The sequence below is a fragment of the Acinetobacter sp. YH01005 genome (genome assembly GCF_013420465.1).
GTDB classification, from domain to species: Bacteria; Pseudomonadota; Gammaproteobacteria; order Pseudomonadales; family Moraxellaceae; genus Acinetobacter; species Acinetobacter amyesii.
This window is the reverse complement of sequence record NZ_VOYA01000001.1, coordinates 63498-84046: the sequence shown is the minus strand read 5'-3', so window position 1 is coordinate 84046 and position 20549 is coordinate 63498. Positions and strand designations below refer to the sequence as shown.

General features: G+C 39.1%; 24 protein-coding genes, 2 tRNA genes and 1 pseudogene. 9 read left to right on the top strand and 18 right to left on the bottom strand.

What is annotated here, in order from left to right; all coding sequences use genetic code 11:
• The first annotated feature begins 7 nt into the window (after positions 1-7).
• The 3 genes from pdxJ (at position 8) to FTT72_RS00495 (ending at position 2364) form a co-directional block, all read left to right on the top strand.
• Complete coding sequence (gene pdxJ / locus FTT72_RS00505) at positions 8-733, top strand: pyridoxine 5'-phosphate synthase (RefSeq protein ID WP_111883982.1); 726 nt, start codon at positions 8-10, stop codon at positions 731-733.
• Positions 734-749: 16 nt separating this feature from the next.
• Positions 750-1403, top strand: coding sequence for a tRNA-(ms[2]io[6]A)-hydroxylase (locus FTT72_RS00500; RefSeq protein WP_078190322.1), 654 nt, complete (start codon positions 750-752; stop codon positions 1401-1403).
• A gap of 136 nt (positions 1404-1539) precedes the next feature.
• The gene (locus tag FTT72_RS00495) at positions 1540-2364 is read left to right on the top strand and encodes a DUF4198 domain-containing protein (protein ID WP_180177688.1); all 825 of its coding nucleotides are present in this window, start codon (positions 1540-1542) and stop codon (positions 2362-2364) included.
• A gap of 55 nt (positions 2365-2419) precedes the next feature.
• Here FTT72_RS00495 and FTT72_RS00490 read toward each other — a convergent pair whose 3' ends face one another.
• Both FTT72_RS00490 and FTT72_RS00485 read right to left on the bottom strand, forming a co-directional pair.
• Entirely contained in the window at positions 2420-3493 is a 1074-nt protein-coding gene (locus FTT72_RS00490; RefSeq protein WP_180177687.1) for a hypothetical protein, read from the bottom strand.
• Positions 3494-3580: 87 nt separating this feature from the next.
• Positions 3581-3656 (bottom strand) — tRNA-Asn (locus FTT72_RS00485).
• A gap of 251 nt (positions 3657-3907) precedes the next feature.
• Here FTT72_RS00485 and FTT72_RS00480 point away from each other — a divergent pair.
• Positions 3908-4366, top strand: coding sequence for a hypothetical protein (locus FTT72_RS00480; RefSeq protein WP_180109504.1), 459 nt, complete (start codon positions 3908-3910; stop codon positions 4364-4366).
• A 50-nt stretch (positions 4367-4416) separates the two neighbouring features.
• Here FTT72_RS00480 and FTT72_RS00475 read toward each other — a convergent pair.
• The 3 genes and pseudogenes from FTT72_RS00475 to map form a co-directional block, all read right to left on the bottom strand.
• Positions 4417-4846, bottom strand: a pseudogene (locus tag FTT72_RS00475) (PaaI family thioesterase).
• A gap of 287 nt (positions 4847-5133) precedes the next feature.
• Positions 5134-6360 carry a pyridoxal phosphate-dependent aminotransferase gene (locus FTT72_RS00470; RefSeq protein ID WP_111883988.1) on the bottom strand — a complete coding sequence of 409 codons (1227 nt, stop codon included), beginning with the start codon at positions 6358-6360 and terminating at the stop codon, positions 5134-5136.
• A gap of 269 nt (positions 6361-6629) precedes the next feature.
• Positions 6630-7457, bottom strand: coding sequence for a type I methionyl aminopeptidase (map, locus tag FTT72_RS00465; RefSeq protein WP_078191991.1), 828 nt, complete (start codon positions 7455-7457; stop codon positions 6630-6632).
• Positions 7458-7664: 207 nt separating this feature from the next.
• Between map and rpsB the strand changes: the two genes are divergently transcribed.
• The 3 genes from rpsB (at position 7665) to FTT72_RS00450 (ending at position 10112) form a co-directional block, all read left to right on the top strand.
• On the top strand, positions 7665-8411 hold the full coding sequence (rpsB, locus tag FTT72_RS00460; protein ID WP_078190314.1) for a 30S ribosomal protein S2: 747 nt from the start codon (positions 7665-7667) through the stop codon (positions 8409-8411).
• A 141-nt stretch (positions 8412-8552) separates the two neighbouring features.
• Positions 8553-9428: a translation elongation factor Ts gene (gene tsf, locus FTT72_RS00455; RefSeq protein WP_078190313.1), complete on the top strand. Its 876-nt coding sequence runs from the start codon at positions 8553-8555 to the stop codon at positions 9426-9428.
• Between the two features lie 174 nt (positions 9429-9602).
• Positions 9603-10112 (top strand): DUF3465 domain-containing protein, encoded by a 510-nt coding sequence (locus FTT72_RS00450; RefSeq protein WP_180118163.1) that lies wholly within the window; start codon positions 9603-9605, stop codon positions 10110-10112.
• Positions 10113-10365: 253 nt separating this feature from the next.
• Here FTT72_RS00450 and FTT72_RS00445 read toward each other — a convergent pair whose 3' ends face one another.
• The 7 genes from FTT72_RS00445 to FTT72_RS00415 form a co-directional block, all read right to left on the bottom strand.
• Positions 10366-10821 carry a DUF962 domain-containing protein gene (locus tag FTT72_RS00445; RefSeq protein WP_180065007.1) on the bottom strand — a complete coding sequence of 152 codons (456 nt, stop codon included), beginning with the start codon at positions 10819-10821 and terminating at the stop codon, positions 10366-10368.
• A gap of 151 nt (positions 10822-10972) precedes the next feature.
• The gene (locus tag FTT72_RS00440; RefSeq protein ID WP_180022476.1) at positions 10973-11587 is read right to left on the bottom strand and encodes a septal ring lytic transglycosylase RlpA family protein; all 615 of its coding nucleotides are present in this window, start codon (positions 11585-11587) and stop codon (positions 10973-10975) included.
• 286 nt (positions 11588-11873) lie between these two features.
• The gene (mltB, locus tag FTT72_RS00435) at positions 11874-12875 is read right to left on the bottom strand and encodes a lytic murein transglycosylase B (protein ID WP_078190309.1); all 1002 of its coding nucleotides are present in this window, start codon (positions 12873-12875) and stop codon (positions 11874-11876) included.
• A 788-nt stretch (positions 12876-13663) separates the two neighbouring features.
• The gene (locus FTT72_RS00430; protein ID WP_180177686.1) at positions 13664-14314 is read right to left on the bottom strand and encodes a hypothetical protein; all 651 of its coding nucleotides are present in this window, start codon (positions 14312-14314) and stop codon (positions 13664-13666) included.
• 17 nt (positions 14315-14331) lie between these two features.
• Positions 14332-15150: an NADPH-dependent 7-cyano-7-deazaguanine reductase QueF gene (gene queF, locus FTT72_RS00425; protein ID WP_180177685.1), complete on the bottom strand. Its 819-nt coding sequence runs from the start codon at positions 15148-15150 to the stop codon at positions 14332-14334.
• Entirely contained in the window at positions 15150-15923 is a 774-nt protein-coding gene (locus FTT72_RS00420; RefSeq protein WP_078190306.1) for an ABC transporter permease, read from the bottom strand. Before FTT72_RS00420 ends, queF begins: the two co-directional genes overlap by 1 nt.
• Positions 15920-16855, bottom strand: coding sequence for an ABC transporter ATP-binding protein (locus FTT72_RS00415; RefSeq protein WP_180177684.1), 936 nt, complete (start codon positions 16853-16855; stop codon positions 15920-15922). Before FTT72_RS00415 ends, FTT72_RS00420 begins: the two co-directional genes overlap by 4 nt.
• A 188-nt stretch (positions 16856-17043) precedes the next feature.
• Between FTT72_RS00415 and FTT72_RS00410 the strand changes: the two genes are divergently transcribed.
• Together FTT72_RS00410 and FTT72_RS00405 are read left to right on the top strand one after the other, a co-directional pair.
• Positions 17044-17119: transfer RNA gene (locus tag FTT72_RS00410), tRNA-Arg, on the top strand.
• A 166-nt stretch (positions 17120-17285) separates the two neighbouring features.
• On the top strand, positions 17286-18524 hold the full coding sequence (locus FTT72_RS00405) for an integrase arm-type DNA-binding domain-containing protein (RefSeq protein ID WP_111884028.1): 1239 nt from the start codon (positions 17286-17288) through the stop codon (positions 18522-18524).
• Here the strand turns inward: FTT72_RS00405 and FTT72_RS00400 are convergent.
• The 6 genes from FTT72_RS00400 to FTT72_RS00375 are packed head-to-tail and all read right to left on the bottom strand — an operon-like array spanning position 18514 to position 20547.
• Entirely contained in the window at positions 18514-18690 is a 177-nt protein-coding gene (locus tag FTT72_RS00400) for a helix-turn-helix domain-containing protein (RefSeq protein WP_111883997.1), read from the bottom strand. The two genes, FTT72_RS00405 and FTT72_RS00400, sit on opposite strands and share 11 nt — an antisense overlap.
• On the bottom strand, positions 18690-18920 hold the full coding sequence (locus tag FTT72_RS00395) for a hypothetical protein (RefSeq protein ID WP_180177683.1): 231 nt from the start codon (positions 18918-18920) through the stop codon (positions 18690-18692). The genes FTT72_RS00400 and FTT72_RS00395 overlap by 1 nt, the downstream gene beginning before the upstream one ends.
• Positions 18907-19326, bottom strand: a complete 420-nt coding sequence (locus FTT72_RS00390) for a hypothetical protein (protein WP_180177682.1) — start codon at positions 19324-19326, stop codon at positions 18907-18909. Before FTT72_RS00390 ends, FTT72_RS00395 begins: the two co-directional genes overlap by 14 nt.
• Positions 19323-19931 carry a 3'-5' exonuclease gene (locus FTT72_RS00385; protein ID WP_180177681.1) on the bottom strand — a complete coding sequence of 203 codons (609 nt, stop codon included), beginning with the start codon at positions 19929-19931 and terminating at the stop codon, positions 19323-19325. Before FTT72_RS00385 ends, FTT72_RS00390 begins: the two co-directional genes overlap by 4 nt.
• Positions 19928-20359: a hypothetical protein gene (locus tag FTT72_RS00380; protein WP_180115081.1), complete on the bottom strand. Its 432-nt coding sequence runs from the start codon at positions 20357-20359 to the stop codon at positions 19928-19930. The genes FTT72_RS00385 and FTT72_RS00380 overlap by 4 nt, the downstream gene beginning before the upstream one ends.
• On the bottom strand, positions 20356-20547 hold the full coding sequence (locus tag FTT72_RS00375) for a hypothetical protein (protein ID WP_180040738.1): 192 nt from the start codon (positions 20545-20547) through the stop codon (positions 20356-20358). Before FTT72_RS00375 ends, FTT72_RS00380 begins: the two co-directional genes overlap by 4 nt.
• Positions 20548-20549 lie beyond the last annotated feature (2 nt).

The window sequence follows — 20549 nt, the reverse complement described above, 5'->3', positions numbered from 1 at the left end:
AAGAATTATGGCAGCTTTGCTTGGTGTAAATATTGACCATGTGGCAACACTACGAAATGCACGTGGGACAACTTATCCAGATCCTGTGAATGCCGCAATCATTTGTGAGCAAGCGGGGGCGGAAGGGATTACGCTGCATTTACGTGAAGATCGTCGCCATATTAAAGATGATGATGTACGTCGAATGCGTTCTGTATTAAAAACCCATATGAACCTTGAAATGGCAGTGACCAATGAAATGGTTGAATTTGCCAAAGAGATTCAGCCGCATCATGTATGCTTTGTTCCTGAAAAGCGTGAAGAAGTCACGACTGAAGGTGGTCTAGATGTGGTTGGGCATTTTGAAGATGTAAAAAACGCGACTCAAGCACTCGCGGCGATTGGTTGCGAAGTTTCATTATTTATTGATGCTGACTTTGCTCAAATTGATGCAGCGATTGCCTGTGGTGCGCCTACGATTGAGTTGCATACAGGTGCATATGCAGATGCTGAAACACCTGAAGCGCAGAAAGCAGAGCTGGAACGTATTATTCGAGGTGCTGAATATGCGGCATCTAAAGGATTGATTGTGAATGCTGGTCATGGCTTAAATATTGACAATGTCACTCCGATTGCGCGCATTGCTCAAATTCATGAACTAAATATTGGTCACTCGATTATTGCTGATGCTGTATTTATTGGATTGGCACAGTCTGTAAAACAAATGAAAGCTGCGATTAAATCTGCACGTTAATTTTTAAGTAAAGTATATGTCAAATATTGATTATGATGCCCTAATGAAGCCAGTCATTGGCTTCTTGGGGTGTGAAACACCAAAAGCATGGCTAGATGAAGCTTTAAATAATTTGGATATCCTGATGCAGGATCATGCCAATTGTGAAAAGAAAGCAGCAAGTACAGCAATGAATTTGATGTTTCGTTATAGTTTTTTCTCGGATTTACAAATCAAACTGGCACAGCTAGTACGTGAAGAAATGCTGCACTATGAGCAAGTGCTGGAACTGATGGCAAAACGTGGTCAGGAATGGACTGCAATCAGTGCTGGTCGGTATGCAGGTGGTTTACGTAAAGAAGTGCGGACTTATGAGCCAGAAGCGTTAATTGATATTTTGGTGATCGGCGCATTCGTTGAAGCACGTTCATGCGAACGTTTCTATGCGCTTGCACCGCACGTGGATGAAGAGTTGGGTCGTTACTACCGCTATTTGCTAAAGTCTGAATCACGCCATTATGAGGACTATTTAGCATTGGCCATGGATGTGGCGACGACCAATAAGCTAAAGAACCCGAAAGAAGATATTCAGATGCGTATTGAGCATATTCGTGAAGTTGAAAAAAATCTGATTAGCAGCCCAGATGAGTTATTCCGCTTTCATAGTGGTGTGCCAGTCAAAGCAGCTTGATAAAATAATCCTCCAAAATGGGGGATTTTTTATGCACTTAAAATAAACGATAATAAGAATTATTTACAATTGTCTTGGGTGAATCTAAAATGAAACGATCTCTATGAATCAAACAATTTAAGCTCACTTATTCAATATGAAATTACAATTCACTTTACTCTGTATCGCTTTGTGTGCGGTTGGTCAGGCTGAAGCGCATTATCCTTATGTTGCACCTCTAAACTATCAAACATTTAATAATCATAGTGCCATTCTTTCTGGTTTTTATGACAATCCGTTTGTTTCTGAAATAGCCATTAAAAATTTTAATTTCCATGTACATACACCGTCTGGTGAAAAGCTGCATTTAACGGATGCTGATTGGGCAAAAACTCAAACAGTCAGCAGTTATAGTTTAGAAAATAAGCAAGATGGCACGTATCGTATTCGCGGTGAAAAGCAAGGAAGTACAGCGCGTTTTGCTTATGATCAAAAGCAGTGGAAAGCGTTAATCAATGGTGTGCGTGATCCTCAAAAAACAGCGAATGCAAATGTCATTTATACAGCCGAGTTGACTAAAAAGTCGCAAATCAAAAGTATTCAAACTCAAGAAATCATTGAAACTTTTGTATCGCGCCGTGTAACGTCTACACAAGTGGTGAATCATTTGCATGATGGCTTTGATGTGCAATTTAAAACTCATCCGAATGCCATTATGCAAAATGAGCCAGTACAACTGAAAGTGCTAGATCATAAAAAAGCGGTTGCGGGTTTGCAGATTGAAATTTTGCAGCAAACAACGGATTACAGCCGTGAAGGAAAAGTTTATAAAACGCTTAAAACTGATCAAGATGGACACTTGAATTTTAACCTATCAGATCGTGGTCAGTATTTACTGAAAATTGACTATCAACAGCCTTTTGAAATGAAAGGTGATGCATTAAAACGATATAAATATACCTTGAGTTTTAATGTGATCTAAGGTGATTAGAAGAGAAAAAGCTCTGCGATTTGCGGAGCTTTTTTATGAAAATGATTTAGCTATCTTTAGGTTCAAGATAAAACATCAGTAAACCTATCAATAAAATTAAACTGGTTTGAGTGAAAAAGTGTTTATTAAAACCACCATAATATTGCTGCGAATAGCCCGCAATCAGTAAATAACCCGTTAAATAAAGCAATCGATAATATCGGCTCTCAAAACAATAACAGACACTTGCAAAACATAAAATCAGGCAACCAATCACCATATAGTGGATATCCCAAATGATGGTGTTGATAGCAAATAAAAGTGCTGAAAGTGCGCCGATAGATAAATTACGCAGGCTTTCAAACCCTTGAAAAATGTGCATCAAAGCTAATATGAAGAATGGCAATAGAGCAAGTGCATATTTTATTCTTATACTGTTTTGCGTCATGAGCATAAAATTTTGCTGTTTCTCAACAATGGGGCTAGTACTGATGCTTAGCCTAAGCCATTGCAGGGTTAAGTGTTCAGGGATGTTGGCTTTAACTAAAAATTTGAGAGTGGCTTGTGGTGGAATAATATAATTTTCTTGGAATTCATGGCCATAAAACATCCATGACTTATTGGTCTCTAGTGTGTGATATTGCGTATTTTTTTGAGTTGAGATGTTAAAAAGTTGTCCAGTTGCATTTAACCCAGCTTTCATACATGGTGTTTCTTTCTCGTGAACAATACATAACGGCAGTACCGAAATTTCAAGATCTTTTCGAGTTTGTTGCTGACCTGCAAAATCGATATGAACATATAACTGATCAGATTGGTTTTGCAGCGTAATCGGTGTGCTTGACCAATATTGTCCTTCTGTCATCTCATTCAATACAGATTTAGATATTTCGGGAATAGTATTGTGATTTTGAATCTGCTGAGGTGGAATCAACCATTGTAGCTTGCTGTCAAGAAGGGTGTTAGATTCACTATTATATAAATTGGGTGGTGTTTTGAAATGTTGCTCAATTTCACTTTCGGGTGTGCAGCTCACCAAATAAATTGCAAATGGGCTGATAAAAATTAAAAGAAAAATGAATGCAGTGAGATAGTGTTTTAAGGCAGTTTTATTTGATTCAGCATCAACTTGAATGAACATTTTTTTATTTTAATGACAATGACTTATAGATTATATGTAAATCATAGGCATTAAAAAAGCCCATTTAAATAAATGGGCTTTAGAATTTGGCTCTCCAACCTGGGCTCGAACCAGGGACCTGCGGATTAACAGTCCGTCGCTCTACCGACTGAGCTATTGGAGAATCTGAATGCGATTATAAGCAGATTTTGAAGAGGGTCAAGCTAAAAATACCAATATGAGGAGAAATGCGTGATAGATGTTTTTTATTTGAACAAAAAGAAGGATTTTTTAGAAAAAATGAATCTTAGGCTTGCAAAGAAAAAATTCAATTGATAGTCTGAATGCAACAACAGAGCGTTTAAACATATGTTTAAACAGTGTGGATTTAAACCCAACTTGCCAGCACTAAAATGGCTAAACAGGAGAAAGCGAATGAATACGCTGACTATTTCTCAGATTTTTTCAAATTTTTCTTTTTACCAAGAAAACTATCTTTCCATTATTAGTAATCAAGAGCAATATCAAACACCTGTCGAAGGTGCATACGTTGACGTTTGGCCTTTGGGTCGACGTGACTTGGCATTGGGTGATTTATTACAACTGTGGTTTAGTGAAAAATGGTTGATCAATGTACCATGTCATTTACGTTTTGAACATAAAGATGATGGTCGTCGTGTGCCTTTAAAACGCAAGCAAGATTTGTATTTATACCAATTGGCAGGTAATGCATTATCAGGCTCAAATTGTTCTAAAGTATGGTCTATCTCAGAACAACGGGAACTTCGTGTTGAGTTAGATAGTGCTTTAAAATATTACTGCTTTCAAAAGGGCAGTAATCGCATTGATCTAAGCGAAGGCCAATTAATTCGTGCCTTACATTCAGCAATTTAAGTTTGAATCATCATCTGCTCGCATTGAATTGCGAGCAGAAAAATAAAATATTAAGGACGTATAATCATGCAGGTTGCAGTTGCATGTGCATAAAGTTTGCCATTGTCATCAATAATTTTCCCTTCAGAAATCCCTAAATTTGTACTGATATTAATGACTGTTCCTATCGCTGTAAGTTCAACATCCTTTGGGATTGGGCGACACATTTTTATATTTAAGTCGATGGTGCCATAACCTACACCTGCCTCTAATAACGTGTGAATGGCACAACCTGTCACAGAGTCGAGTACAGTAGCAGCAAAGCCACCATGCACGCCGCCTAGCGGATTTAAGTGTCGTGCATCTGCTTTAGCCTTAAAGCTAATACTGCCCTTAGATACTTCATAAGGCAATAGTTTCGCTAATACTTGCAGGAGGAATTTTCCCTGCACACATGGCTTGTAGAAGTTGCAGTCCGGTCATTTCTTTTGGGTTCATTATTCTGGCCTATTTTACGAGTTCTAAAAAGGAATCTAAGTTTAACATAGCTAATTGTTGAAATTATTGTCAAGTTGATTCTTTGAAGCTTTCATTGAGTAATCTTGCATTTAGTATTTTGGTATCGGCTAAAATCGGTGAGGAGTGTGTTCAGGAGGCATGGCATTTAACTGGCATACGCCGTCGTCTTATTATCCTTAAATGGAAACATAGCAAATATTATAAAATGGCTCAGATATAAAAAAACCCGCGAATATCGCGGGTTTTTTTGATTCGATCTTTAGATCAAATTATTTTTCAGCAGCAATTGAAGCAATCGCAGCATCTACGCCTTCGATTGAATCAGCAGCTTTCTTAATACGTGCAAGCGCATCTACAAGTACTTCGTCTGCAGTTGCATAAGAAATACGCATGTAGCCACCAAGACCGAACGCATCGCCAGGAACTACGGCAACACCAGTTTCTTCCAATAACCATGCAGAGAATTCTGTGCAAGATTTTAAACCTTTTGCACGAATCAATGGACGGATGTTTGCGTATGCATAGAATGCACCATCAGCAGGAAGGCAAGTGATACCGTTGATGTCGTTCAAGCCTTTCACAACTAGGTCGTGACGGCGTTTGAATGCTTCAATCATTGGCTCAAGAACGTCTTGAGGACCATTCAATGCAGCTTCAGCAGCAACTTGTGAAATAGAAGTTGGATTTGAAGTTGATTGAGATTGGATTTTTTTCATCGCACCAATAAGTTTAGCAGGGCCCGCTGCGTAGCCAATACGCCAGCCAGTCATTGCATAAGCTTTAGATACACCGTTAAGAACGATTACGCGATCGTAAAGGTCTGGTGCAACTGTTGCGATGTTGTAGAATTCGTCGTCCCAACGGATTGGTTCGTACATATCATCAGAAGCAACTAAAACTTCAGGGTATTTACGTAGAACGTCAGCTAAAGCAAGTAATTCTTCTTTAGTGTAGATCATACCTGTTGGGTTAGAAGGGCTGTTTAGAACCACTAAACGAGTTTTGTCAGTGATTGCAGCTTCTAATTGAGCAGGCGTAATTTTGAAACGTTGGTCTTCACCACATTTCACGATTACAGGAGTACCTTCAGCAATGATCACCATGTCTGGGTAGCTTACCCAGTAAGGAGCAGGGATAATTACTTCATCACCTTTGTTTAACAAAGCAAGTGCCAAGTTAAAGAAAGATTGTTTACCACCACAAGAAACCAAAATTTGGTTTGCAGCGTAATCAAGGTTATTGTCGCGTTTTAATTTAGCAATAATTGCTTTTTTAAGACCTGGAGTACCGTCAACAGCTGTATATTTAGTGAAGCCATTGTTGATAGCAGCAATTGCAGCATCTTTGATGTGTTGTGGGGTATCGAAATCCGGTTCACCTGCGCCTAAACCAATTACGTTTTTACCAGCAGCTTTCAATTCAGCAGCTTTGTTAGTAACAGCAAGTGTAGGGGACGGTTTGATGCTATTTACACGATCAGACAGACGTACGTCCACGGCAGTATTCCTTCTTATAGGGATTAAAAAATAAAAAGCACACTATCTTAGCTTAAATGCACAGTAATGGGGAGTGGAAAAATCAACAATGTGCAAAAAAGTGTGATATTCCATCCTAACCCTATAATTGAGAAAATTTACATTGAGTTACTTAAGTTTTTAATCAAATTTTATGGAAAAATCTTAAAGTCACGGATAAAAAAAGGGCATAAAAAAGGCCACAATATGTGTGACCTTTTTAATTAAATTTTATACTTCAAATACTTTGCTTATTGAACAAAACGCGATAAATCTTCTTCAGGGCGAGCAGTTAGCACTTCTACACCATTTTTTGTTACAAGTAGCGTGTGTTCGTACTGTGCAGACAAGCTATGATCTTTAGTCACGACAGTCCATTTATCGCCAAGAAGTTTGGTTTTCCAGTCGCCACCATTCACCATTGGTTCAATCGTGAATGTCATGCCTTCTTCTAAGATCATGCCTGTATTTGGTTGACCATAGTGTAAAACTTGTGGTTCGTCATGGAAAACGGTACCAATACCATGACCACAATATTCACGTACAACACCAAAACGTTCTGATTCAACATATTGTTGAATAGCATGGCCGATATCACCCATGGTTGCGCCTGGTTTTACCACCGCCATACCACGGTACATGGCTTCTTGGGCAACTTTGCATAAACGGTTCGCTAAAATAGATGTTTCACCACCCACGATATACATCATGTTGGTATCACCATGGTAACCATCTTTGATCACAGTGACATCGATGTTTAAGATGTCACCTTTTTTTAACTTTTTGCTTTCAGATGGAATACCGTGACACACCACATGGTTCACTGAAGTGCAGATCACGTGCTGAAATGCTGGACGACCCGGCGCAGCGCCATAACCTAAACATGCAGGAATAGCTTCTTGTTTATTGACAATATAGTCATGACAAATCGTATCAAGTTCGAGGGTAGTCACACCTGGAACAATATGCGGTTTGATCATATCCAAAACTTCTGCCGCCAGTCGACCCGCGACGCGCATTTTTTCAATTTCGTCAGGCGTTTTAATTAATCGACGTGGAGCTTCGTAAGTACTGTTCATGATCTCTAAAAACTTTTGGAAATTTGTATGTGACTATGGTATAAATAGCCGCCCATTTTATCAAATGCTTTTTCGTGAATATCTTTCACGAGCTTTGTGCGATGGGGCAATAAAATCCGCACATATATCGACACATTTCTCTGGGTGCCTTTTTAGGTGGAGAATGCGGGTATATGGAGGCCTAACCCAAACTTTAAGGTAAAGAAAATGGCAGATTACAACGTAAGCATGCGCGACCTTCTTCAAGCAGGCGCACACTTCGGTCACCAAACACGTTTTTGGAATCCAAAAATGCGCGAATACATCTTCGGCGCGCGCAACAAAATTCACATCATCAACCTTGAGCACACTGTTCCTGCGTTAAATGATGCTTTGAACTTTGCTAACAACTTGGCTAGCAAAAAGAACAAAGTTTTGTTCGTTGGTACAAAACGTGCAGCTTCTGCAATCATCCGTGAACAAGCTCAACGTGCAGGTCAACCATATGTTGATCACCGCTGGTTGGGTGGTATGTTGACTAACTGGAAAACTCTTCGCCAGTCAATCAACCGTCTAAAAGACCTTCAAACTCAATCTACTGACGGTACTTTCGCTAAACTTACTAAACGTGAAGCTTTAGAACGTACTCGTGAGATGGAAAAACTTGAACGCGCTCTTGGCGGCGTTAAAAACATGGGTGGTTTACCTGACGCATTATTCGTAATCGATGTTGATCACGAAGCAATTGCAATTAAAGAAGCTAAAAACCTTGGTATTCCTGTTATCGGTATCGTTGATACAAACTCTAACCCAGACAACGTAGACTACGTTATCCCTGGTAACGACGATGCGATCCGTGCAGTTACTCTTTACGCTTCTGCTATGGCTGATGCGATTCTTGCTGGTAAAGAATATGCTCAATCACAAGCAAATGCACAAGCTAAAGGCGAAGAAGCTCCTGCTTCTGAGGCTTAATGCGTTTGACGTAAGCTTGTCATTTTTGCGACACGTGATGGTGGCAAAGTAAGCGTCATGTATGCAGACGGCCCAAGAGACAGCTCTGGGCCGTTTCTGTTCTAAAAAGAATTCATTTTCTACCGTATTTAGGAGATTAACATGACTGCAGTTACAGCAAGCATGGTTAAAGAATTGCGCGATCGTACTGGTCTTGCAATGATGGAATGTAAAAAAGCATTAACAGAAGCGGGCGGTGACATCGAATTAGCGATCGACAACCTTCGTAAATCTGGTCAAGCTAAAGCTGCTAAAAAAGCGGGTAACATTGCTGCTGACGGCGCGATCACTATCGCTCAAGAAGGCAACAAAGCAATCCTTGTAGAAGTTAACTGTCAAACTGACTTCGTTGCTAAAGACGAAAACTTTGCTGGTTTCTCTGCTAAAGTTGCTGCTGCTGCGCTTGCTGCTGGTGTAACTGACGTTGCTCAAATTGCTGAATTGAAACTTGAAGATGGTGCTACTGTAGAAGAAGCTCGTATCGCGCTTGTTCAAAAAATCGGTGAAAACATCCAAGTGCGTCGTGCTCAAATCGTTGAAGGCGACAACCTTGCAGTTTACAAACACGGTTTAAAAATCGGTGTTGTAGTTGCATACGCTGGTGATGCTGAAACTGGTAAAGGTTTGGCTATGCACATCGCTGCATTCAACCCAGTTGCTGTAAACGAAGCTGGCGTTTCTGCTGAACTTATCGCTAAAGAAAAAGAAATTGCTGAAGCGAAAGCAATTGAATCTGGTAAACCAGCAAACATCGTTGAAAAAATGGTAACTGGTTCAGTTCAGAAATACTTGAACGAAGTTGTTCTTGAGAACCAAATGTACGTTATCGACAACGATAAGAAAGTTGCAGAAGTTCTTAAAGCAACTGGTACTACTGTTGCTAACTTCGTACGTTTCGAAGTTGGTGAAGGTATTGAGAAAAAAGCTGAACTTTCTTTCGCTGAAGAAGTCGCTGCTGCTCAAGCTGCTGCAAAATAATCTCTGATTATTTGTAGAAAAAAGCCCTCGTTTTAGAGGGCTTTTTTTATGGCTGTAGCTTTACTGATTTCAAAGCTATTTAAACTTTATATTGTGTACATTGTTGTTCACAGATTCTATTTTTATCCATATTAATGACTATAATGAGTTGAAAATTTAGATTTAAACTATCTTATGGCAAACAAAACAAATTTAACCATCGGCGGAATTATTGTTGCGCTTACAGCCGCTTATTTCGGAATCGATTTACAACAACAAAAAACTGCACCAGTTCAGACGACAGCGGAACAAAACGCACAGCCACAAATAGAATCAGTACAACCTGCAGATGCTCAACAAAAAGGGCAGAGTGCTGAAGATGTTATTGCGCATGCATTTAAAAATAAACTCAGTAATGTTCAGGTTGAGGGTACAGGTCAAGTGAAAGCGGTACTTCGAGATGATAATGAAGGTAGTCGCCATCAAAAGTTCATTTTGACCTTAAATAATGGTCAAACCCTTTTAGTTGCACATAATATCGATCTAGCCCCACGAATTGATAACTTGCAAAAAGGCGATACAGTTCAATTTTACGGTGAATATGAATATTCAGATCAGGGGGGTGTGATGCACTGGACACATCACGATCCGAATGGACGTCATCAGGATGGTTGGTTAAAGCATCAAGGTAAAACCTATCAATAAAAATCACGTAGTCATTTTTAACTTTAGTCATTTAAATGATCATGATTCAGATGAAGCTATCAACATAAAATTGGATTAACCATATTGAGTAAAAGCCAGTGTTTAAACACTGACTTTTTGGTCGTATAAATAGAAAAAATGATTGGAAATACCAGAGATAAATACACCTATAAACAATAGGGTTTTAAGCATCGATTATGAAGAAAACCGATCTGGAATAACTGAAAAAGAGATCCATGAAATTAATCGTGCTCTAAATGCTCTTTATTTGCGATTTATGGCGTATTTTCCAATTACCAAGTACTTTACCTGAAAATGTATCTAAACACCAAATAGGGCCAATGAGGAGGAATTGGAGATCTTTGAAAAAAGAGGGCTTTTTACCTTCAATTTTATGGCCATAAAATTGACCAATCCATGCGAATACAAAGAGTGCGATATAAAAGCCGTATCCAACTGGTAACACCCAAATTAGCCATGCCATGATTAATGTTAACGCGGCCATTGCAACAGCAAGCACAATGTTTAAACGTGCGTAAAAGATAAATGCTAATGCAAGTAAGACAGCAGTAAGTAGCGCGCTAAAATGTGCCAATATGCCAACGATTGAAAAATAAATCGTAGGTACGCAAATCCAGTGAATCATTTTATTGGTTTTATTTTGATGACTTTCGCTGTATTCATCAAACCATTCGTTGATTGTTTTCATGATAGTCCTTAATCATGGGGAAGGACTCCAATAAAAACAAGAATGGGGTAAGGGTCAAAATCGGGTTACTGAAGATTTGAAAGGCTAAGAGGCTACAAATAAAAAACCACGCTAGGCGTGGTCTGTTAAATGCAGTCACTTCATTGGAGAATTAAGAATTTGGACCGTCTACGCGTTCAATGCTCACGTTTGCAGTACCCGCACTGGTAATACCCAATTGCTTAGCAGCGCCATAAGATAAATCGAGAACACGGTTACCATGGAATGGACCACGGTCATTTACTTTGACCACGACGCTTTTACCATTATTGCGATTCGTAACACGAATAAAGCAATTAAGTGGCAGGCTACGATGTGCTGCTGTAAGTGCGTTCATGTCAAACGTTTCACCGCTTGCTGTTTTACGACCGTGGAATTGACGACCGTACCAAGAAGCAGTACCAGTTTGAGTGAACTTACGAACAGTATTCGAAGCGACAGTGTTTAACTTTTCAATCACTGAAGGCTCATCTTCAGGGATTTCGATTTTAGCAGCGATTGTTTGACGACGAATTTTATCGCCAGAACGCTCAGTGATTGAAAGGCTACTTAAATTCGTAAAGTTTGAATTGAAGCTTTGAGCTTCTTTATTCAATACACGAGCTGCAAGACGCGAGTTGTCATTATCATGATTGAATGATGATGACTGAACCATCTCAGCTTGTGACTGACTTAGCGCAACTGCCGTGGCAACCGCTAAGGCATATTTAAAAATTGATGACTGCATTGTTTATCTCCCAATGGCATATTTACTGGTTCAACTAAGTCGCTGATATCCATGTAAACACGTCTGATATTTCACTTTTGCAACTATATTTAACGAGATGGATAATATTCATGCCATCAATAGGCTGTCTAGTGTTTAATTAAAATACTTTGAAAATGTCTAAAAAATTAACAATAGTTGGTTAAAAAATAAGCAATAATGTAACAAGGTGTGTAAAATGTCGAATAAATGCTCATTTTGGTGAGAATATTTGTTGACTTTTTTGCTCTATAAGAAAAAACCAGTCTTATCGACTGGTAACTTCAGTGCCTAAAAGCCATAGTGCAGTCGCATACATACGGCTTTTGTTATAGGTTGTAATGACCTGAAAATTTGGATAAGTGATGTAATAAATTGGTCCATAACTATCTTGCAATTGGATGACATTGACTAAATCGAGATCATCGATTTTTACCAATGGATTCATAGGGGTTACACCTTGAGCCTTGAGTACACCATAGGGTGTTGGCTGGTTTAAATCCTTTGCAATAATAGCATCTGGGTTGTTTCCGCTATAGCGAGCAGCAAAAGCAATCGGTTGATTACGCTGCCAACCATAATTTGCTAAATAATTTGCAATTGAACCAATGGCATCGACAGCTGAATTACGCAGGTCAACATGACCATTGCCATCGTAGTCCACACCAAATTTTGGAATGTTACTTGGCATAAATTGAGGATAACCCACAGCACCTGCATATGAACCGACGACAGAGTTGGTTGGAACACCATCTTTATATGACCAAGCAATCAGTGCAGCAAGTTCATCTTGGAAATATTGCGCACGGCGTTCATAGCCAAAACCAAGGGTCGCCAAAGCATCACGGGTAATAAAATTACCTTTATTACTGCCATAGCCTGTTTCAACACCCAAAATGCCTAAAATCACGGATTGAGGCACACCAAATTGTTGTTCTGCACGATTTAAAGTGTCGGCATATTGATTTTTGAAACGAACACCGCGTTGAATTGTACTTTCAGCTAAAAAATTGGTTTTGTATTGGTACCAAGGCTTTGATTCACCAGGTCTATTCATAATGCTAATAATGTTGGGTAGGTTTTTACTGCCTTGCATTGCCCAATCAATTTGATTTTCACTCAGACCATAGGTTTGCATTGCATTTTGTTTAAAGCTTGCATATGCCGGATGAGATTGGAAGTCGTTGGCCTGACAAAAACTGGTCAGTGAAAGTGAACCGGCCATAATGGCAATATGTGATAGTTTTTTATAAAAATTTCGATTTAGCATAAATAAAAAATTTCCAGTTGCTTTAGCGATGAGTATGAACAAAATTTCGAGGGGGTAAAGGTCCTGAAAATTGTGATGACCTTCTGGTTTCATAGCTCATTAAAGGTAAAGGTTACCAATAGCAACTAAGATACCACTGACAGCGCATGCTTTCATAAATAGATATACAAAAAAAGACAAAGCAAAGGGTTTTTTCGCAGTTAACATATTGAAAAGTGACATATTCATTTACATAACTTGCAAATATTCACAAATCATTTGAAATAAAGATGACTCTAAAACTCATGCGTCATAAAAACGCAGAACGAGTAAACTTTATCGCGTTGCGAAATACTGTTTAGAAGCTACAAAAGTTGCAATGTTATATCTAAAAATAAAGGGGCAGGATTAAAAAGGTACCGGTCTAAAACACCCATATGTAAGCAGTGGTTTATTCATTACATAGTTTTTGTTCGCCAGCGCTTCAATGCTGTTGAAAACGTCGCTATATATAGTAGAAATATAGACTGAATGATAAAAAGAAAGAGATTGAATATTAAAATGGACGCATTGAAATTTAAGCCAAAATGACGGCTCACATTAAAATATGATCTATATTCAGGTTCTTCCTGTTCTTTGTAGATTTTTAAAAATTGTGGATATCAATGTACTGTCTTTCTTTTAATAAAAATCTGTTCAATTCTAGAACTGTGTTTGCATGACTATATAGTCATTGTATCGGGATTCGATTTTATGCGTTTAGCCATAAAAAAACCTAGCGGAAGCTAGGTTTTGACGAGTAATGCGATTTATTTGTTAAACATCGCATCATGTGCTTCTGCAAGGGCACCTAGCTCTTCTTTGGTTAGATTTGGGAAAATCTTATCAATTGCAATATGAATAGCTTTAATCACGGCAGAAGAACCGATATCGGCTGCTTTACGCTTAATCATGCCTAAATCGAGTGTTTTATTAAAGTCATTCATAAAATGACGCACTGCAGCTTCAGCAAACTGTTTATACAGTTCACCAAAAGCAGCTTTATTGATATCTACACCCGATTTAATTTCGGCATAACTGTTCTTAAGGTTAGTGACCAATCCTGCATCTAAGCTCAGACCTACACGATAAGTGCCAGTCGCGTCTTGAAATAAACTTCGTTCTGAAAATTCAATGGATTGTTTCACCACATCATTCGGAGATTTACCCAATAGCTGCTTTAACAATACAGCGACTGTTGATTTGACATAGCCAGCCAGTTTTTCTGCTGTGTCGCGCTTATCGCTTGCAGGAAACAGATGAACAGGAGCTAATATAGTTGCACCAATGATTTCTTCATTAATCAGCAAAGCTGTTTTATCACGTAAAGGATAAAGGGGTTCACTCGAATTTTTTTTCGCGTGACCAGTTTGGATACTGCTTAGAAGTTCCTCAGAAGGAATAAAACCAAAAAATGGCATCACTAACCTCAATTTTTTTATTGTCGCGCCAATCGAATGGGGCGAGGCATCCATGTTAAATCCGATACACGACAAGGGTTGATATCCAATCCACCACGGCGTGTATAGGCAGCATATACCATCAGCTGACTTGGTTTTAAATGTTGCCAAATATCGGCAAACATTTGCTCCACACATTGTTCGTGGAAACCATTATGCTGACGGTAAGAAATAATATAAGCCAGAATACTACGATAACAAGGCTTAGTACCTTTATACCGTATAAATACCGTTCCCCAATCAGGTTGACCCGTGACTGGACAGTTACTTCTTAATAAATGTGAATAAAGTTGAATTTCAACTTCTTCTTGCGCTGCATCTTCATCTAAAGAGAGTAAAGCTGCATTTGGATGATTTTCTAACAGGGTGGGTTCTAAGTCATCAATACAGATGCCTTGCGGTTTTGAAATTTCAACTTCATCAACATGAAATAGATCAATAGTCACAGCGGCATTGGCTGCAGCAGATAAGTCTTTTTCAACGGTTGCTTTAAACGCTGCCTGAGAATCAAATTTGGTAAAGTTCATACTATTAAAGTAGAGCTTTAAAGATTTCGATTCGATGAGGTTGTCTGAACTTGCAGGCAAAGTTAAACGGCCAATAGCGACTTGAGGCACACCAGAAGCATTTAACCAAGAAATTTCAAAAACATGCCACCAGTCTGTACCTTGGCGGATGCCTTCCACATGGGCATATTGTTCACGTGCAGTGGCACGTGCAATCGGAAACAGAATATCGGGTTGATATTCTGTTGGGTAGTTGGTGTCTTTACCTAAAAGGGATTGTTCTACACTCATTATTCACGCATTCCTGAACCACGAGAAAGTAAATGATACGCCACGCCATAAAGTACAACGCAACATGCAGTAATAACTGTCAGTGAAATGCCGACATTCACATCGCTATGACCTAAAATACCGTAGCGGAATGCATTGACCATATACACAACAGGGTTGATTAAAGAGAGATTTTGCCAAAATGGACTCAGTGATGAGATGGCATAGAAAACACCGCCTAAATAAGTCAGCGGAGTCAGGACGAAAGTCGGGATAATCGAAATGTCGTCAAAAGATTTTGCATAAACAGCATTAATAAATCCGCCAAGAGAAAACAGTAGCGAAGTAATTAAAACTGTATATATAGTTACGAAGATATTGGTCAGGTGTAATTCAGTAAAAAATAGGCTCATGGCAGTAACAATAAAGCCGACTAAAACACCACGGCAAACGCCACCGATCACATAACCCCATAGCACCATATGTAACGGTACAGGGCTCATGATTAATTCTTCGATGCTTTTTTGAAATTTTGCACTAAAGAAACTGGATGACACATTGGCATAGCTGTTGGTAATGACTGCCATCATAATTAAGCCGGGTACGATGAACTGCATGTAGCTAAAACCACCCATTTGCCCAATGCGTGAACCGACTAAATTACCGAAAATCACAAAGTACAAACTCATGGTGATCGCCGGTGGAAGAAGGGTTTGCGGCCAAATACGCATGAAACGGCGAATTTCTTTATACACTAAGGTGTAGAGGGCAATACACAGTTGGTTAAAATTCATTGTGCTGCACCTTCAAGATTTTTTTCGACCATACGGACAAACAGTTCTTCTAGTCGGTTAGATTTATTACGCATACTACGAACCTGAATACCTTGTGATTCCATGAGTTGGAATAAATCATTTAAGGTATGGGCTTTATCCATAGTGACCTCTAAAGTGACGGGGTCAACTAAGTTGAAACGAACACCAATAATTTCAATATGGATCGGTTCAATGGGTTTGGCTAAATCGAAAATAAAGGTTTCTTCATTCAGCTGACTAAGGAAACCTTTCATGCTGGTGTCTTCTTTAATCACACCACGGTCAATAATTGCGATTCGACGGCACAACATTTCTGCTTCTTCTAAATAGTGTGTCGTTAAAATAATAGACGTACCTTTTTCGTTCATTTCTGTGAGGAAATCCCACATCGAACGGCGTAGCTCAATATCAACACCAGCAGTCGGCTCATCTAAAATCAGTAGTTTAGGTTCATGCATCATGGCACGAGCGATCATTAAACGGCGTTTCATACCGCCCGATAACATACGTGCTTGGGTACTGCGTTTTTCCCAAAGACCAAGCTTTTCTAAATATTCCTCGGCACGCTTTTCAGCAATCTTTTTGGGAATACCGTAATAGCCAGCGTGTGTCACTAAAATATCAAATGTTTTTTCAAATTGACCAAAGTTAAATTCTTGAGGGACAACGCCTAAACACTGCTTTGCATGCGAGGGATGGGTATCTAAATTATGGCCAAAGATTTCAACAGAACCTGAAGTTTTACGGGTAAGTGAACTGATAATACTAATCGTGGTAGATTTTCCTGCACCATTGGGACCTAAAAGTGCATAAAATTCACCTTCGGGTACTGTTAAATCAATACCTTTAAGCGCCTGAAACCCATTTTTATAGGTTTTTGACAGCTGCTTTAACGTTAGTGCATCAGTCATAAATAATTCACTCTATAAATAGTGTGAGTATTGTGCGATATCGGGGCAAATAAACCAAGTAAATCGTATGGAATTCTGCATTTTAAAAATAGAACGTTGTATAAAGCTTAAGCAGAAAAATACCTAACATCTATATAGTTGCTTTACCTTACAGTTTTTTTTGTTATGATGTGCGCAATCCAAAATAAGCGCTCATAGCTCAACTGGATAGAGTACAGGTCTCCGAAGCCTGTGGCGTGGGTTCGAGTCCCGCTGAGCGCACCACTTACATATTTCAATACATACCAAAATAACCGCAAATCCTTATAAATACTGTATTATCGCTCCTTTCTTTGTTTCAACTTGTTCCATGTAGTACCGCTATAATCTGAATTTTTAGCAGTACATTTAGCAGTACAACATGGCAGCACTAAATAATGTACTACTAAACATGGCCAGAACTGTCGTAAGTCTCACTGATACCAGGATCAAATCAGAAATTACTAAGCACAAAAAATCACCAGATAAGATTGTAAAACTGTCTGATGGTGGTGGTTTATTTCTACTTTTAGATAAAAAAGGTGGAACTTATTGGCGGTTTGATTATTTTAAGCCCATAACAAAAAAGAGAACCACGATTGGCATTGGTATTTATCCAGCGATGACGTTGGCGGAAGCGCGAAAACATCGTGAAGAGTATCGTGAGCTACTGTCACAAGGTATAGATCCATTCACGCATAAGCAGCAATTAGAAGAACAAGCGCGATTTGCGTTGAATAATACATTTGAAGCTGTGGCTCGCGAATTTATGCAAACAGAAAAACTGGCTGAATCAACGCGGCATCGTAACGAATTTGTTTATCAGTATTTATTCGATGCAATCGGGAAAAAACCGATTCATGAAATAACGGCCCGTCAATTATTAGATGTTTGTCAAATTTATGAGAAGCAAGGGAAATCTGAAACGGCAAGACGCATGCGCTCTAAAGCCGGTCAAGTGTTTAAATATGGATTGGTGCTTGGTCTTTGTGACAGAAATGTCGCATTAGATATTCAGGGATTATTACAGCCACATCGGGCGACTCATCATGCTGCAGTAACAGATCCAAAATTGTTGGGTGAACTTCTAGTTGCGATTGATCAATACACAAAGCGTGGATCTATCGTCATGTGTTACGCATTGCGAATATTGCCACATGTTTTTGTGCGCCCTGGTGAATTACGTGCAGCCAAATGGGCGGACATAGATTTAGAAAATAGCACCTGGTCTTATACGCCGGCCAAAACAGAAAATGCGATTGGTACTCAGTTAATAGTGCCTCTATCACACCAGGTAAAAAAGCTTTTTGAAGAACTCAAAATGGTGACTGGTAATAATGAATACTGTTTTGCGAATTATTGGGGAAAAACACGGCTTTTATCTGACAGTTCTATCAATAAAGCACTTAAAAATTTAGGTTGGGAAAATGGTGAAACAACAGGGCATGGTTTTCGTGCAACTGCTCGGACGTTGCTAGATGAAGTATTAAAATTCCCGATTGAGCGTATTGAACAGCAGCTGGGGCATCAAGTGCGTGATATGCATGGACGTGCCTATAATAGGACAAAATATTTAGATGAACGTCGAGTAATGATGCAAGCCTGGTCAGATTATCTGGATAGCTTAAAAGAAAAAGCCCTTAGTTTATAAGGGCTTTGATTTGTTCTGCATATGCTTCCGAAAGTTTATCAGGTAATTTGACGCGTACTGATCGGCCAAATTCAATTCGTTCAAGTTCACCGCGATCAAACATTCTATAAACTGTAGTGCGGCCAATATCTAAAAGTTTGCAAGTTTGACTAATCGTTAAAACCATTATTTAGCCTCCTTTTCATCCAGCAGCTGCGCAAGCAGTACTGCACCTGTACGAATGCGATTCACTAATTTCGTGACGTTAGCATCATCATAAGTCACCATATCATTTCGAAATTTAGGCAACGGTAGTTCTCGGCCAGCCTTTGAAAACTCATGATTAATATGCGCCACTATTTTGTTTTCAAGCTTACGTTTGAAGTTGGGGTTTTGAAGCATTTCAATGTGAGTCATTAAGTTGCTCCAAATCGTCCAGCATTTTAAAAAAATCACGAAATATTTGTCTTCGTTCACCAACATTCATCCGAACTAAATGAGCTCTTTTCTCATCACTATATTCAAGTCCGCCACGGAATTTATCATCTATACGTTTTGACATTGTTTCAACTTCTTGTTCGGCAAGTATCTGGGCCTTAGATTCTGGAAATACTGTTGGTATTACAATAAATCCTGCCGGCATCGCTTGAGTAGCGCATGCTTCAGCAAACATCCACCACGCAGCAGTCAATAGCTCGGCTTCTTTATCTCGCCATTTTTCTGTAGCTACAAAACAATTCAAACTTTCATCGAAACGCAACAAAGTGGAATAAAAATATTTAAAAGTGTTTGTCTTTTTAAATTGCTCCATTAAATCCATCACACTGCCTCCTTCTGAAGCAGCTTAAATTCTAAATCCGCTACTTTTTGAGCCATTTCATTAAAACGTTGACCCTGTTCAATCAGGATCTGAGCCTGTTTGCTTTGGATGGTCTTGATATGAATAAACTGTTTAGCCTGGTGAACTGCATCATCAAGTGCACTGTGTGGCGTACCAGTGAAAGGAATTTCAAACTGTGGTACCGACTTCAGTAACGTTCTAAAGCAAAATTCTTTGTAAAACTTCCAAGGTCGTTCAATGTCAAAATGGTCTAATGCGTTATTGATCCATCGAATATCAGCTAAGGCACCTTTTGACCAAATTTCAGTGCATTCATGTTGAGTGTAAAAATTGACTAATCTGATCAATGCATCTTTTATATTTTCAGTACCTGAAAATGCTTGCTCACGTGCAGCCAAACTTTGTTCAGACCACCAGTTCAAAGTGTCTTGGCTCACATCAAAATCAGTGGTCGATTCCGTACTAATACCAGCATCAAAATAATGTAAGATTTGATGATCATTAAAAACAACTGCACCAATGCTAAGTAGAACAGGGCGTTCACCAATATCTAAGGTTTCACAATCAATCATTAATTTATTTTTCATGCTGATGCTTCCTTTCTCAATTGCTTAGTGCGTTCACGGCATTCAACGCAGTGGCACTTTCCGCTTTTATATACTTTGTATACAGTTAAACCATGTAAATCACATTTACCCTCAAAATAGTTTTGACCGGCATCTAGAGCTTTGGTTTTGGCATCAAAGTTAAATTTGTGACGTTGCTGTTCTTTTGTCAGTTTCTTTTCAATAGTTTTCAATACTGGACGATTAACACTCACTGAACGTGTCATCATCTTCCGCATAGTTTCCTGACTTGTTGTATATGACTCAGGTTTCGATCGACTAACACCCGATTGGCCAAAAGGGATTTGTTTCACTTTGCCCTTAGCCTTAAGAAAGTCGTCGACTTGGTTGGCAAGGGCAATAGCTTTGCCCTGATTGATGTAAACATCATGTGCAAGATTCGAGTTCATTGATGCTCTCCCAATTCTTGAATCAAACGCGCTGCAGTAACACTGTCAACGGTCGCAGGAACGATATGGTTTCCCAGCATATGAAAGGTGATGACATGTGCATCATTGGTTTTGCGGTAGACCACATTTGTCATGTTTGCTAAATGGATCGTATGTTCTGCATTATTCAAATCAGTAAACTGAAGCATGT